The following is a 15897-nucleotide window of genomic DNA, read 5'->3' on the forward strand; positions in this document are numbered from 1 at the left end:
TTTTCATTAGGCATGTTGAACATTCAAATGTGGCGCTGGCGGCGGCTATTTTTCAGACAATACGCAGTGAAATTTTCGCAGCCTCTGTCGGCGTAGGCACAGCACGCAAGAAAAGTTTATACCAGTTCCACGTTGACATACAATCTATCTGTTTTATTTAGAATCGACTCTATCTCTCCTTAAGGTGACGCTATGAACCAATCTAACAACGATAATATAAACGCCCTAAAGATAAATAATCTAGACAAAGTTGAGCTTGATGTCAGCGCTCTTGATAGTATCGATGAGGGGTTAATCAGTCGTTACTACAGTGCAGATCGTCTATTGCCAATCATGGCTGCAACTTTGAAATATATAGATAGACGTATAGAAAACGGTCTGATGCTCCCTTATTTTACAGATATTAGCCTTGAGACGTGGCAGCACAAAATCAAAGCGCTAGATATCTATATTACCGACAAAATTGAAGGTCGTGAATTAAATCTAGAGGCGCGGGGCAAGGACTATGCGACCAATATCTTATCCTATCCAAGCGACTTACCCGTCGCTATTATTGACTTGATGCCGACCCTACCACTCGGCGAGCTGATCATCTGTCATGAAGTCGTGGTACGAGAAGCCGCCGAACAAGACAAGAGCGTCGCGCAGCATATCAGTCATTTATTGGTACACGGTATGCTGCATTTATTAGGCTTTGATCACGAGCTTGGACAAGCTGAGCAAGAGGAGATGGAAGGGTTTGAGATAGAGATTTTGGCAAGTCTCAACCTACCAAACCCCTATCTACCAAACGCTTGAATTTGACGAGATGGTTTTTGACCGAACCAATCCCTTAGAACAAGCACCGAATAACCAACCATTATTCACTCTTTAGTCGTGGGCTCAGTCTTTAGTCATGGGCAGTTTTTGCGACTGACCCATTTGATTAATCATCTGATCCAAGCCTTTGACATGGACGCTACGCTGCGGGAATGGAATCTCAATATTCTCATCATCTAAAGCGTATTTAAACTGCTCAAGCAAATCACACTGCATCGTCCACCAATCAGCATTGGTCGTCCAGACATTGAGGGTCAAATCTACCGAATTGTCGCCCAGATTGGTCACGCGTACGATAGGCTCAGGGTCGGTAAAGGCCATTGGGTTGTTTCTAGCCAAGCTCAGCATCACCTCTTTAGCAGTTTTGATATCGGCATCGTAGCCGATCCCAACCGTGATATCGACGCGGCGATTGGGCAGCGCCGTATAATTGGTCACCGCAGAGGTGGTGATATCGCCATTTGGGATGATGATATCGTGGTTGTTGATCGTGGTTAGGTGGGTGTTGATCAATGTAATCTCGGTCACCGTCCCTGTGTAGCTGCTAATCTGTACATAATCACCGCGCACAAAGGGGCGAAAAGTAACGATCATGATACCAGCGGCAAAGTTTGATAGCTGATCCTTTAACGACAGACCAATCGCGACCGCTGCACCGCCCAGTATGGCAACGACCGATGTCGTTTGGACCCCAACCTTGCTCAGCGCGGCCAACACCACTACCACCAGTAATACGCCATAAAGCAAGCGCCCTAAAAAGCTGGCCACCGTATCATCTAAATGACTGCGGCGCATAATACCATGAGCAAAGGTAACGGCCTTTTTGGCCAGCCAGCGCCCGACCACAAATATAACGATGGCAAAAGCCACTTTGATTACCAAGCTCAATGCGTTACTGGTCAAAGCAGCAACATCGACTGTAAAACCTAAAAATTCCATACTGACTCTTTTTGTTTAAGTGTATTGTGATATCTAAGCGCCGGTTCGCCTTTGCTGACAAACGGCTTTTATTTGATTTGCTGTATCGCTTATTGATACGTCGCTTATTGATACCTCATCCGCTAATACGTCACATTGACTGTATCGCTGTACTGATAAGTGCGTATCAAACGCAGCTCTACAATATCGTTCATGTCCTCGGTAAATTTGCCAAAGGGTGCCGCTTGACGCACTGACTGCTTTGCCGCTTCATCCAATATCGTCGAGCCTGAGCTCTCTAGCAAACGGATGGCTTTGACATTGCCATCACTACTGATAACCACCATCAAGCGTACGTCGCCGGTGATACCCTGCGCCCGAGCTTGCGCTGGATAATGCAGGTTGCCGACCCGCTCGACATGCTCACGAAACGTATTGATATAATCCGCTGCAGCGCCGCGCGTCGTTGAGTTACTATCGACCGTCACCACTTTTGATTTGGTCGCATAGACCTGCTGACGCTGGGACAACTGCGCCTCTAATGTCGCGATTTGTTTGCGCAGACGCTCTTCCTGCGCCATGATATCATCTTGCTCTTGCGTACTGTCATTATCAGACTCGACGGTTGCCTGTCGCCAGCTCAAGGTGGTACGCAGGTAGCTTTCTTGATAGCGCTGCTGACGGGTCTGCCGCTGCAAATTGATCACATCTTGTGTCTCGCTCATTTGCTCAGCTGACAGCGGGCTGACCTGATCAGTTTCTTGCCTGAGCTGCTCTTCTATCGTGCCGCCACCGACCTGCGAGGCGTTGGCGATAAAGTGCGCGTCCTCATTTGGCTGCATGTTGTCCGTCAAGGCCTTGGCCACATCCTGCATCATCGCTGCCGGATCTTGCCCCATAGAAAAACTGATACCAAAAATAATCAGCACATGCACACTCACAGCGATGACGATCGCCATAAGCAGACTTCTATCGCGCTTAGGAGCTTGCGCTGAAAAATGATAACTTTGTGAGTCTTTAATATAGGCCACAGTTGCTCTCAGCTTAAGGGTATGAGCGGCGCAGCACAAGTCTGCCGCTCATCTATGTATCAATGAATAGGCACCACTAAGCGGTTGACTCATGCCGTGCCGAGGCTATCATAACATGACATAGAATTGCGTCGCCAGCATAACCGCCAAACAGGCGCGCCATCCACACTGCAAACAAATCATTTACGATAAAACGCCTGTGTTCATTTTGAAGCCACGATATTTGTTATATACTGCTTTATAAATGCTATAGTCGAGATACTATAAAACAAACACCCTATCATTGGGATGCTTGCTTTCAATAATATGCAGGAACACAACAAGAAGTGCATACTTTAATAGCGCACTATAAGGATAATACGTTTGAGTGGCTTTGATAACATGAGTGATAACGTAAACAATTCAGACAGTTTTGATGAGTACTTTGAAAACATTGGCTATCGTTTTGATGAGTCATTTAGCGACGGCTGGGAGCGGCTCACCCAATCTGTTAAAAACCTTTATAACAAAACCACCGATAAGTTTGAAAACGAGCTATCGCTGCCTGTGGCGCAGCAATACGTCAACGATGCGTTGCAAAAGTTTGTCACCGACAATGTAAAGGCCATCTTAGAGCTGCGCGTTGAGATGCACGACGACTGGTTTCGCCTATACTGTACTATTGACATCTCAGGCATCTATATCGAGGTCGCCAGTAACTTTAGCTTGATTCATGTACAGCTCGATCGCAATGTGCAGCGTTTTGTCTTTGGCCAGCAGACCTATACCGATGTGCTAAACCTGCGCTGCGAGTCTTTTATCAAGCGCCAAGGTATCAAGCTTTTTATCTGGTTTTATCATCGTATCCTCAAAAAAGACCCGCTCGGCTTTATCTTATCGTATATCAACATTGCTCGTGCCAAAGATGAGGTGATCTACCTCGATATCAACCGCTGGCTAAAAAAGAACAAAAAAATCATCAGCACACTGCACAAGGTGCAGGTCAATTACGGCGAGCTTGAAGAAGAGCAGATGATCTTAAAGACCCAGATCAACTATCGTGACCTACTGGCCGCCAGTAGCAATGAAGACATCATTAGCGACGCCGATGAGCCTGAGCTGATGCAAGGCCCGATCAACCCTGTCGCAGATGCCACCGAGCCCAGTCAGGTTTGATATCCAACTATATGGGCTATCAATCGTACGTAATAGACCATTAAAACGCCGCTACTTTTCGTCTATCAAGTAGCGGCAGCTTTTATCAATACATCAATAGCTTTTACCAATAGTTCTCTACCGCGATATTGCCCTCGCCGCGGCGGTTCATCACCAGCCCTAATGTCTTTAGGGCTTCTTTGGTGTCCTCTACCATCTCCGGGTTGCCGCAGAGCATCACATGGGTGCTGTCGACATCCAGCGCAATACCCGCACGCTCTTGTAGCGTACCGTCCAATAGCAGCTTTGGCAGGCGTTCCGTCAATGCGCCATCGACGGACTCGCGGGTGACAATGGGGATAAAAATCAGCTTGGCAGGGTTGTCCACCAACGAGCCAAAGTCTGCTTGCAAGCGTTCAATCAGCTCAATATAAGCCAGCTCTTCTACCGAGCGCGCACTGTAGGCCAGTACGATATGCTCGTAGTCTTCCCATGTCTTTAGGTCTTGGAGCATCGATAAAAACGGTGCCAAGCCTGTACCTGTCGCCAATAACCATAAGTCTTTGGGCAAGGGTTTTTGGTAGCGAGCCAACGTCAAAAAGCCAAATGGCATGGTATTGAGAAGCAGCTCATCACCCACTTCTAAGTGCTGCAACTGCGAGGTAAAAGCGCCATCAGGAATGACAATAGAGAAAAACTCTAACACCTCATCAAATGGTGAGGAGACAATTGAGTAGGCACGAAATATGTCTTCGTCCAAGGCTGCTAATGCCTCGTCCTGCTGCTGATAATACTTCAGCCGACTGGGGTTGACCCCCAAACGCACAAACTGCCCTGCAGTAAACTTAAAACTATCAGGACGGCTGACTGTAAAGCTAAATAAATTGGGTGTCCACGTGGTTTTACTGAGCACCGTTACTGTCTGAATATTGTCACTCATAATAGTTAATCACTCTCGTTTTTATTAGTCGTTTTCTTTTAATACTTCTATTGATGGTTGTGTTTATTTGTTTTTAAAGGGGTCAAACCAAAAGATGCGCCAAACTTATCATAAAGCTGGCGCATCTTGGGTGGTTTACCATCACAGCGGACGTGCGGCACGATAGATTGCTGCACTGTAGCGGTTTATTTGCTACCTATCTATCAGCATATTACTATCAGTACATTACCAGATACGTGCCATGCTTGCCCACTCAATCATACTGTTTGGCAAGATACCAAAGAACAAAATAATCGCTGTGACGGCGATGACCATGATACCACCCGTGCGAATACCCCACTGTCCCGCCACATCAAACTCAATAAACTGCTTAGGACGTTTAAACAAGGTAAGCAACACGCGCAAGTAATAAAACAGACCGATGGCACTGCCTAGGATAATCATCGCAGCCAAGAACCAGTTGGTCCCTTGTACCGCTGCCAATATCGCAAACAGCTTGGTGATAAAGCCTGCGGTAAGCGGAATACCCGCCAGTGACAGCATCATAATGGTCATGACCGCTGTCAGCACGGGACGACGCCAAAACAGCCCTTGATAGTGAGTCAGCTCATCGGCCTCACCTGCCAAGCGATAAGGACTCGACATCAAGGTCACTACCCCAAAGGCACCGATAGAGGTAAAGGCGTAGACCGCCATATACATGCTAGAGATGCTATCGGCTGCGGTACCGATACTGACAATAACGATCAGCACATAACCCATATGCGCAATGGATGAATAACCCAATAAACGCTTGAGACTGGTCTGACGTACGGCTAGTAAGTTACCTACCAATATCGATAAGGTCGCCATCACCATCAGCAGTATCTGTACAGACGGCAGCGCCAATAACGCGGTATCTATTAAGAAACGCACGGCCAAAGCCATCATCGCCACTTTTGAGACAGACGCCAAAAACGTAGCGATAGGAGCTGGTGCACCCTCATAGACATCGGGGGTCCACATGTGAAAAGGAGCTGCTGAGAGTTTAAAGGCAATACCGAACAGCATCATCGCCGCCCCAAGTATCAAGAGTGGCGACTCAAACACATTACCCAATACCAAGCTGATCGGTTTGAACGCCAGCGCGCCCACCTCAGCGTAGATAAAGGCCATGCCCATCAGTAGTGTGGCCGATGCGGTCGCTGATAACACCAGATACTTCAGCCCCGACTCAAGCGAACGATTACGCATATAAGTATAGGCCAATAAGCCATATAGCGGTATCGATAGCATCTCAAGACTCATAAAGAACGCCGCCAAATGCTGGGCACTGACCATCAGCAGCGCGCCGATTGTCGATAGCAACATCAGCAGATACAGCTCATCTTTATTGTCTTTTAGGTTGGCAAGATAAGCATAAGACAGCGTACAGCACGCCAATGCACAGATAAAAATCACCACCATATTAAACTGGGCAAAATTATCGATGATAAATAACTGCTCAGCGCTAGGCGCAGCCTCGCCGCTACTGACGATACCAGCTATCTGCGCCAGCAAGGTAAATAGCCCAACGTTTAAGCCCACCACCGTAACAGTACCTGTCACCATATGTGAGCGTTTTACCGCGATGGCAATCATCACCACCAACACCGTAATCACTACGGCGATGATCGGTGCGTAAGGTAGCAATCCCATCAAATCATTCATCGTAATATCATTCATGACTTAACGTGCCTCCATTGCATCAAGCAGTTGCATGGCATCTACCTGTGTGACTTGACTGTATATATATGCATTATTGATCCACTGCATGGCGTGACTTGACGTATCGAGGAATGGCTGCGGATACAATCCTAGCCAGACCAAACCTGCTGCTAACATAAGCAGCAACGAAAGCTCACGTTTGCCCAAATCTTTTAGTCTACGCGTCGGCAGACCATGCGATTTGGTTTCGTGTATCGCCAGCGCTTCGATATTGTTTTTACCAAACAAGGCGCGGTGAATCAAAATGAGCGAGTATAGGCCTGCAAGTACCAAGCTGAACGTAGCAAAAACCACAAACACAGGATACTGAGCAAATGAGCCAAATAAGATCATAAATTCGCCAATGAAGTTACCCGTACCCGGGATACCCAATAAAGCGGCGCAAAAGAACATCAGTATCGGTGCATAGTAGCGGAACTGACCCCACATACCGCCCATCAAAGTCAGATCGCGCGTATGTAAGCGCTCATACAGCTGTCCTGCCATGATAAACAATGCCGCCGAGCTAAGCCCGTGCGCCAGCATCTGAATCATCAGGCCTTGTAAGCTGATGAGCGTCCCAGCATAGATGGCCAATACCACAAAGCCCATGTGCGAGACACTGGTATATGCCAATAGACGCTTCATATCGGTCTGCATAAAGGCGAGCCACGCCCCATAAAAGATACCAATCGTCCCTAAGGTAATGGCAATCGGTGCAAACTCTTGCGACGCGGCTGGAAACAATGGCAAGACAAAACGAATCAAACCATAGGCGGCAGTCTTAATTAAAACCCCAGCCAAATCCACCGAACCTGCTGTTGGTGCTTGAGCGTGCGCATCGGGCAACCAGCCATGGAAAGGTACAATCGGCAACTTCACCGCAAAACCGATAAAGAAGCACAGCATAATGGGATATTCCCAGCCGCCAAGCGAGGTACCGAGCAAGTCATTATAATTAAAGCTGACCACCCCAGTTTGCGCATAGCTGATGATGACCAACACCAAGATACCGATGAGCATGATTAGCCCAGACGCTTGGGTATAGATAAAGAACTTGGTCGCTGCGTACTCTTTGGTTTTGCCCACCACATCATGACCCCATAGCGCGATCAAGAAGTAGATAGGAACCAGCATCATCTCCCAAAAGAAGAAGAACAAAAACAGATCAATGGCTAAGAACACACCGATGACGCCGCCCAAGCTCCACAATAAGTTGAGATGGAAAAAACCCACACGGCGCTGAATCTCGTTCCACGAACAAGCGACAGCGGCAATACCGAGCAGCCCTGTTAGACCCACCATTAGCAGCGACAAGCCATCTAGCGCCAAATGAAAGCTGATACCAAAGCTTGGTATCCACGGCACACTAAACTCAGCGACCCATGGCACGTTTGCATCTGGCGCGATCACCTGCTTACTCATACCGCTATAGTCGCCGTACTGCCATAGCACGAGTGACAAAGCAAAGGTTATGATCATCCCGATTAAGGCGATCCAGCGCGGCAGACGCTTATTAATCCGCTCTACCAGCCAGCATAGCAACCCTGCAATAAAAGGAATTGCAATCAATGCTGGTAGCATCCACGTTTGTTGTAACTCAATCATCTTATACCACCGTTATCATTACCAGCACGAGCAATACAGCAACGCCTAAGCCAAAGCTTGCAGCGTAACCTCGAAGTGACCCTGTTTGCGTCGCAGACAATACCTTATTACCTGCTGATGCCAGCTTAGGTAAGACATACCACGTTTTATCGATAGGGTCGGCTTTTAATAAGCGGCCGATGAACAAAAAGGGTTTTACAAAAAGTAAATCGTATAGCGCATCAAAACCTAGGCCGTGATAGCACCAGTGATACAGCGCGCCGCCGACACGCGAGCGCTTAAAACTGGTAAGCAGACGACCTTTATTGACCACATATAACAGCGCGGCCAATACCAAACCTGCCAGCATCGCACCCATGGCGATATACTCTGCGGTATGCTTGGCCTCTGCTTGACCAGCCACTTCTAATAGATGCCCAACACTCTGGGGCAACACACCTTGTAGTGGCGGCGTAATCCACGCACCGACAGCGGTCGATAGTACCAAAAGCACAGTAAGCGGTAGCCAGTAGGACACCCCTGACAGCTTATGCGCATGGGTCTTTTCTTCACCAAAAAAGACAATCCAGATCATACGGAAGGTATAAATTGCCGTTAAGAATGCACCAAACACACCCATGTAAAATAGTACTAAGTGACCGGTGGCATAAGTTTCCCAAAGAATCGCTTCTTTAGAATAAAAACCAACGGTGACCCAAGGAATCGCAGCGAGTGCACCGCCACCGACGATATAACACCAAAATACCAAAGGTATCTTTTTGCGTAAGCCGCCCATCTTAAAGATGTCTTGCTCATGATGTACCGCTAGAATGACCGCACCTGATGCCAAGAACAACAGCGCCTTAAAAAAAGCATGGGTCATCAAATGAAAGATAGCCCCTTGCCATGCGCCAACGCCTAAGGCCAAAAACATATAGCCAATCTGACTCATGGTCGAATAAGCAAGGATACGCTTAATATCGGTTTGCGCCAGCGCACAAAATCCAGCGACCACGAGCGTCAACGCCCCGACGCCGCCGACCCAATACAATAAAATACCAGGGGTCAGCTCAAACAATGGATGCAGACGGGCGATTAAATACACCCCTGCGGTGACCATCGTCGCGGCGTGAATCAATGCCGATACTGGCGTCGGACCTGCCATCGCATCAGCAAGCCATGTATGTAGTGGCAGCTGGGCGGATTTACCCATCGCGCCGCCCACCAGCATCATAGTGGTCAGCATCATTATGGGGTTGTTTAGGTCAAAGACTTCGGGCGCGCGGGTGATAATCTCTTGAATATGCAGCGTGCCAAACTCGCGAAACAATAAAAACAAACCAAAGGCTAAAAACACATCACCGACCCGCGTGACCGTAAAGGCTTTCATCGCCGCGCGGCCGTTGGCTCTGTCGTGGTAATAATAACCAATCAGCAAGTACGAACAAATACCCACGCCTTCCCAGCCCAGATACAGCAAAAACAAGTTATCTGCGAGCACCAGCAACAACATACTGGCGACAAATAAGTTCATATAGCTAAAGAAGCGGGCAAAGCCGGTATCGCCTTTCATGTACCAAGCGGCAAACATATGAATCAAAAAACCGATACCCGTGATGACGCCTGTCATGGTCAATGCCAAGCCATCAAAACTCAGCCCAAAGCTCGGAGCAAAATCCCCGACCTGAAACCACGTCCACAGCGGCATCTCGATGACCGTACCTGCAGGGTGACTGGTCAAAAAAGTATAGCTGACGACGAGCGTACAAAGCGCAGATAGCAGCATGCTACCGACACCGACTATCCTCGCCACCTGCTCGGTGAGTTTATCGCGCATAAAGGCTAAGATTAAAAAGCCAATGAGCGGGAATATAAAGGTTAATGGTAATAAACTCATGACATCATCCTTTCATCTCATTGGCGCTATCGACATCGAGATGCCCACGCTTATGATAAAACCGCAATAATATTGCCAGACCGATTGAAGCTTCAGCCGCGGCCAAAGTCAAAATAAAGATAAACATAATCTGCCCATCTGGATCGACCCAGCGACTGCCTGCTACTACAAATGCCAATGCCGTCGCGTTCATCATAATCTCAAGACTCATTAGCATAAATAAAAAGTTACGTCGTACCATGACGCCGCACAGACCGATAGCAAATAAAATACCTGCCAAAATCAGTCCATGACTCATGGGTATCATACCCAGTACATTTTGCGCCTCAGCAGCTGGCTGTACTAAGCCTGCTACCTCATGGGCAAACGGCACGTTTGACACATCTTGTGCCACGCTCGCTGCTAGTACCATCAGTCTGACTCCTTGCGCGTGACTCGTTGTACACCTACTTGCTTACCGACATAGTCATGCGGGTCAACATCTTTGTATTCATAAGGCTCCGCCATCTGTGCTGCATGGCTATCGTCGTTATCATATGATTTGATACTGCCGACAGCTGGCTGCACGTCTTGGCTACCATTGCCGATGACCTCATCATCTTTCGTCTCTTTGCCCAAGTGGTAGGCGGCAACCAAAGCGGCTAGCAGCAGTAGCGCCGCCACCTCGATGAGCATAACGTACTTGGTAAAGAGCACCGTACCGACTGCTTTGGCAGAGATGGTGGTACCACCAATCATCGCCGCGTCATCATGCCCCATACCTATCATCGCATACAGCACAACGCCGATGATAACCGTCAGGCCGGTCGGCAGCGCCCACGTGCCAGCATCGAGCCAGCGCTCTTCGCGCTCATCATTACTCATGCCCAAGTTGAGCATCATAATGACAAAGACGAACAGCACCATGATAGCGCCAGCATAGACGACGATCTCTAGCGCCCCTGCAAACGGTGCACCTAAGACAAAGAAAATACCTGAGATGGCGAGCAAAGACACAATCATCGACAAGATGGCATGTACTGGATTGGCCTGCGTCACCACACGCAGGCTGGCAAATATCGCCACAGCAGCCAGCGCATAAAACCCTGCCAGCTCAGGGCTGTTTAAAATAGTCATCATGGTAGCAAGCTCCTTAGATCAATCGGTGCCGCTTCGTTTTGAGCAGCGCCTTTTGGTTTTTCCGCTACCGCCATACCGGTCACACGATAATAGTTATAATCAGGATATTTGCCTGGACCTGAGATGAGCAAATGCTCTTTTTCATAGACCAAGTTTTGGCGCTTATACTCGCCCAGCTCAAAATCTGGCGTCAGCTGAATCGCTGTCGTCGGACAGGCTTCTTCGCACATTCCGCAAAAGATACAGCGCGAAAAGTTAATACGAAAAAACTCTGGATACCAGCGTCCATCGTCACGCTCGGCTTTTTGTAGTGAGATACAGCCTACTGGGCAGGCGACGGCGCATAGGTTACACGCCACACAGCGCTCATCACCATCAGGGTCACGCGTCAGCACAATACGCCCACGAAAGCGTGGCGGCACTGGCACTGGCTCTTCAGGATAAAGAATGGTGTCACGTGGCCTAAGCGCATGACTGTTGACCATCCACATGCTGCGGACAATGGTAAAGATACCAATGACGGTCTTTTTTATGGTAGTAAACATGGGATTATTATCCTTATCAGCTTTACCCTAGTTCATCAATGATGGCTAGTAATGATTACAACGTTGGGGAAAAGATCAAAATGACTGCAGCAGTAACGATTAAGTTAATCAGCGTCACTGGCAGGCAGACTTTCCAGCCAAAGTTCATCACCTGATCATAGCGCGGACGCATGAGTGAGCCTCGAGCCAAAACAAATAGGGTCATAAAAAACAGCGTCTTAATCATGAACCAAAAAGCTGGTGGAATAAATGGAATATCTAAATTAAACGGCGCAAGCCAACCGCCGAAGAACAGACAGGTCATCAAGGCTGAAATCAGGACGACGTTGACATACTCACCAATAAAGAACATACCGAACTTCATGCCTGAATACTCGACATGATACCCTTCGGCAAGTTCTTGCTCGGCTTCTGGCTGGTCAAATGGATGCCTGTGGGTCACCGCCACACCAGCGACCACAAAGGTCAAAAATCCAAAAAACTGCGGAATGATATACCAGCCATCGATTTGTGACTCAACGATTTCGCGCAAATTAAACGAGCCGGTCAAGGCCACCACGCCCATCAATGATAAGCCTAAAAACACCTCATAACTGATGGTTTGTGCCGCCGAGCGTAGGCCGCCCAATAGCGAGAATTTGTTGGCAGACGCCCAGCCACCAAACATTACCGCATAGACGGCAATACCTGCCATGGCAAAAAAGAACAAAATACCGATATCCCAATCAGCCACCCCAAGGGTCGGCGAGACAGGGATAATGGCAAATGAGGCCAATGCGGTAAACATCGCGACCGCAGGTGCCAAGGTAAACATAAACTTATCGGTGAAATTTGGTGTCCAGTCTTCTTTAAAGAAGATTTTGAGCATATCAGCGACCAGCTGCAAGGAGCCAAACGGCCCGACACGGTTGGGGCCATAACGATCTTGCCATAAGGCCAGCATGCGGCGCTCATAGACAATCATCAACGCCGCCACGATAACGACCACCAAAAATATGACCAGTGCTTGCACCACCATAAATAAAACGGACCAAGTATCAAAGCTCATACTACTGGCCAAAAAGCTTGGCACATCAGGGATAATACGGGTAACTTGCATATTACACCTCCTGTGTGGTGGTCGGCGCGGTGCCAGTTGGCGCAGCGCGGTTGGTGGTATCGTCAGCGCTATCCGCCATATCACCCCTCATTGTCACGGGTGCATCGACTTTACGGACTGAGGCTGGCATCGAAGGGTGAATGATGCTCACCTGCCCGACAGGATAACCAATACAGCCTTCTGCTAGATAACCGACAACCTGTACTGGCAGGGTGATTTGCTGTTTGTCAATCTCGATTGCTAAGTAATCACCAGCGGCAATATTCCAGTCTTTGGCATCGTCCATACCGATACGCCATGCCGCAACCGGCAGCTGCTCGGCGACGATAGGACTGCGCGATGCCATCATTGAGCTGGCATAGATATTATAGATAGGCACCAGTTTGGCTTGTCCTTGCTGTATATCGGTCGTGGTCGCAGACAGTGCGTCTGGTGCGACGTACTGACGTGTCGGTAGGCGCTCGAGCATATCGAACAAACGCACGCCTGGGTCACCGTTTTTTAGATGACCACCGACTTTGTCTTGATATTTGTTCCATGCTTGCGGCGAGTTCCAGCCAGCAGCATGAGCAAAAGGAATCATCGAGCTTGGTGTTTGTTTGCCCGTGTAGCCTTCCATAGAGAAGGTCAAGCCTGTATCTAAGTCTTTTGGCTGCATCGGCTCATGTACTGAGATCGGCGCACGCATGGCGGTACGACCTGAATAGCGGCGCGGCTGACGAGCAATTTTTAGACCCGTAATACGGTAATCAGCATCAGGCGCAGCGCCTTTGATACCAGCAAGTTTAGGGTGTGTGGCAATCAACGCATTGATAACATCATCAAGCTGTGTCCAATCGACATCACGGCCTTCGATACTGCTATGCACCGCATGCAACCAGCGCCAGCCTTCTTTAATGCTGCTCATCGGATGATAATATTCATTATCATAAACTTGGAAGAAGCGCTGCGCACGGCCCTCAGCAGATATGAGCGTACCGTCCGCTTCGGCAAAACTGGCGGCTGGCAAGACGATGTCGACGTCTTTGTGCCAATCAAGCAACTGATGATCAAGGGCAATGACAGTCTTATCAGCGAGTAACTGCGTCAACTTATTGGCATCAATGGCATCGGTCAGCTGGTTTTCTGCAACCACCACCACATCAAAGTCAGTGGCTAGTAGCTCTTCAACCGACTGTCCACCAAGCATACAAACGCCCATGCTATTGGCATCAGGCACCGTTAAATAAATACCTGCTTGTGCTTGATAGTTTTTATTGACTTCTTTTAGCTCATGGCTGTCTGCAGGCTCACGATTGATATCTTCTTGAGCCGCTTTATCTGTACCGGTTTGTGGTTTTTCAGGCTTGGCCGCCAGCTCTTTGTTTTCTTCTGGCTGATCATCCGCCGCCTGCGCTTGAGCTGCTGTGACCTTGGCATTGTGGGCATCGACTTTTTGCTGCTCGGTCGCTTTGATTGCCGCACGTTTTTGCGTGAGCGCCTGAGTAATCTGCGCCGCTGCTTCTATCAGTGCGGTAGAAGATAAGCTGCTACCCGACACCACCAGCGGCTGATCGGCTTGAATCAAATCATAAGCGATTTGCTGCGCGAGTGCCTGCATCGCATCGGTCTCGCGCTCGGCAGTATCGGCTTGCGGCGCTACAATCTGCGTCAAATCATCTGCCAGACCTGCAATCTCATCAGCAACTTTAAAACCAAGTTTAACAATGTCTTCAGGAGTCGCTACCACGCTGGCTTTGCTGATGTCTTCTAGCTTGGTTTGGGTCACATCAATGACATAGACTGGGCTTAACGCGTCTTGCGCGATACGCTTGACAGGCTCGGCAAGCCAGGGCTGCGTTTGCAGCGCCGCTGCCATTTTTAGGCCTTTGTTTTTTGCCGCTTGACGTACCGATAGCGCCACACGTGATGAAGTTTGGGTGATGTCTTCGCCCAACACCAGCACAGCATCATGCGCCTCGATATCAGTCATGCTAGGATTATAGATACCTTCAGTGCTGAGCACTTCGATACATTTATTGACCAATGCTTGCTGCTGGTGATTGAGGCCGGTTGAAAAGTTATCAAATCCAACCAGATTTTTTAGCGCAAAGTTGGTCTCAAGACTGGCACGCGGTGAGCCAATACCGATGACTTTTTTGTCTTTGATGCGTTTGATGGTTTCATCAAGCGCGTAGTCAATATTGATTTTGACGTGTTTGTCATTGATACGCTCAAGCGCTTGGGTTGGACGATCAGCGCGGTTGACATAGCCATAACCAAAGCGGCCACGGTCACATAAGAAATAGCGGTTTACGTCACCGTTGTAGCGGTTTTCGATACGGCGCAGCTCGCCATAACGCTCACCCGGTGAGATATTACAGCCCGCCGAGCAGCCATGACAGATGCTGGGCGCATACTGCATGTCCCATTTACGATTGTAGCGATCAGAGTGCGTTTTGTCAGTGAATACCCCAGTTGGGCACACTTCGGTTAAGTTGCCTGAAAATTCGCTTTCGAACTGACCGTCTTTATCACGGCCAAAATACACACGGTTGTTTGAGCCATAAACACCCAAATCCTCGCCGCCTGCGTAGTCTTTATAAAAACGCACACAGCGATAGCACGCTATACAGCGGTTCATCTCGTGGGCGATAAATGGTCCAAGGTCTTGGTTATGATGCGTGCGTTTGGTAAAGCGATAGCGACGACGACTATGACCTGACATATAAGTCATGTCTTGCAAGTGACAATGCCCGCCTTCCTCACAGGTTGGACAATCATGCGGATGGTTGGTCATGAGTAGCTCAACCATCGACTTGCGAAATGCTTTGGCTTCGTCATCAGTCACAGAAATATACATGTCATCGCCAGGAGCGACCATGCAAGACATCACCAGACGACCGCGGCCTGCTTCCATATCGTCTTTGTTTTGGAACTGCTTGACTGCGCACTGACGGCACGAGCCGACCGAGCCAAGGGCTGGATGATAACAAAAATACGGCACATCAATGCCGAGTGATAAGCAGGCTTGCAGCAAGTTATCGCTGCTATCTACTTCGACAGTGGTACCATCAATATGTATGACTGCCATGCCGCTCTCC

At 48.7% G+C, this 15897-nt stretch carries 13 protein-coding genes; 2 read left to right on the plus strand and 11 right to left on the minus strand.

Going from position 1 to position 15897, the window contains the following annotated elements; all coding sequences use genetic code 11:
• Nucleotides 1-192: 192 nt before the first annotated feature.
• A complete protein-coding gene (gene ybeY / locus J3491_RS04980) occupies nt 193-798 on the plus strand; it encodes an rRNA maturation RNase YbeY (protein WP_207969384.1) in 606 nt (201 codons plus the stop codon).
• Between the two features lie 84 nt (nt 799-882).
• Here ybeY and J3491_RS04985 read toward each other — a convergent pair whose 3' ends face one another.
• A complete protein-coding gene (locus J3491_RS04985) occupies nt 883-1758 on the minus strand; it encodes a mechanosensitive ion channel family protein (RefSeq protein ID WP_207969385.1) in 876 nt (291 codons plus the stop codon).
• A gap of 122 nt (nt 1759-1880) precedes the next feature.
• On the minus strand, nt 1881-2768 hold the full coding sequence (locus J3491_RS04990) for a TonB family protein (protein WP_207969386.1): 888 nt from the start codon (nt 2766-2768) through the stop codon (nt 1881-1883).
• Nucleotides 2769-3149: 381 nt separating this feature from the next.
• Between J3491_RS04990 and J3491_RS04995 the strand changes: the two genes are divergently transcribed.
• On the plus strand, nt 3150-3923 hold the full coding sequence (locus tag J3491_RS04995; RefSeq protein WP_105246581.1) for a hypothetical protein: 774 nt from the start codon (nt 3150-3152) through the stop codon (nt 3921-3923).
• 103 nt (nt 3924-4026) lie between these two features.
• Here the strand turns inward: J3491_RS04995 and J3491_RS05000 are convergent, their stop codons facing one another.
• The 9 genes from J3491_RS05000 to nuoG all read right to left on the minus strand — a co-directional run bounded on the left by J3491_RS05000 (nt 4027) and on the right by nuoG (nt 15887).
• Entirely contained in the window at nt 4027-4845 is an 819-nt protein-coding gene (locus tag J3491_RS05000) for a ferredoxin--NADP reductase (RefSeq protein ID WP_424108349.1), read from the minus strand.
• A 222-nt stretch (nt 4846-5067) separates the two neighbouring features.
• Nucleotides 5068-6546 (minus strand): NADH-quinone oxidoreductase subunit N, encoded by a 1479-nt coding sequence (locus tag J3491_RS05005; RefSeq protein WP_207969388.1) that lies wholly within the window; start codon nt 6544-6546, stop codon nt 5068-5070.
• Between the two features lie 3 nt (nt 6547-6549).
• Entirely contained in the window at nt 6550-8175 is a 1626-nt protein-coding gene (nuoM, locus tag J3491_RS05010; RefSeq protein ID WP_075101462.1) for an NADH-quinone oxidoreductase subunit M, read from the minus strand.
• A 1-nt stretch (nt 8176) separates the two neighbouring features.
• Nucleotides 8177-10051 carry an NADH-quinone oxidoreductase subunit L gene (gene nuoL, locus J3491_RS05015; RefSeq protein WP_207969389.1) on the minus strand — a complete coding sequence of 625 codons (1875 nt, stop codon included), beginning with the start codon at nt 10049-10051 and terminating at the stop codon, nt 8177-8179.
• Between the two features lie 4 nt (nt 10052-10055).
• A complete protein-coding gene (nuoK, locus tag J3491_RS05020) occupies nt 10056-10364 on the minus strand; it encodes an NADH-quinone oxidoreductase subunit NuoK (protein WP_075101564.1) in 309 nt (102 codons plus the stop codon).
• 98 nt (nt 10365-10462) lie between these two features.
• Nucleotides 10463-11170, minus strand: coding sequence for an NADH-quinone oxidoreductase subunit J (gene nuoJ / locus J3491_RS05025; RefSeq protein WP_207969390.1), 708 nt, complete (start codon nt 11168-11170; stop codon nt 10463-10465).
• Complete coding sequence (gene nuoI / locus J3491_RS05030) at nt 11167-11715, minus strand: NADH-quinone oxidoreductase subunit NuoI (protein WP_198335865.1); 549 nt, start codon at nt 11713-11715, stop codon at nt 11167-11169. Before nuoI ends, nuoJ begins: the two co-directional genes overlap by 4 nt.
• 55 nt (nt 11716-11770) lie before the next feature.
• Entirely contained in the window at nt 11771-12763 is a 993-nt protein-coding gene (gene nuoH, locus J3491_RS05035) for an NADH-quinone oxidoreductase subunit NuoH (protein ID WP_207969408.1), read from the minus strand.
• 52 nt (nt 12764-12815) lie between these two features.
• Nucleotides 12816-15887, minus strand: coding sequence for an NADH-quinone oxidoreductase subunit NuoG (gene nuoG, locus J3491_RS05040; protein WP_207969391.1), 3072 nt, complete (start codon nt 15885-15887; stop codon nt 12816-12818).
• Nucleotides 15888-15897: the final 10 nt, after the last annotated feature.

This window comes from Psychrobacter halodurans (assembly GCF_017498075.1).
GTDB classification, from domain to species: Bacteria; Pseudomonadota; Gammaproteobacteria; order Pseudomonadales; family Moraxellaceae; genus Psychrobacter; species Psychrobacter celer.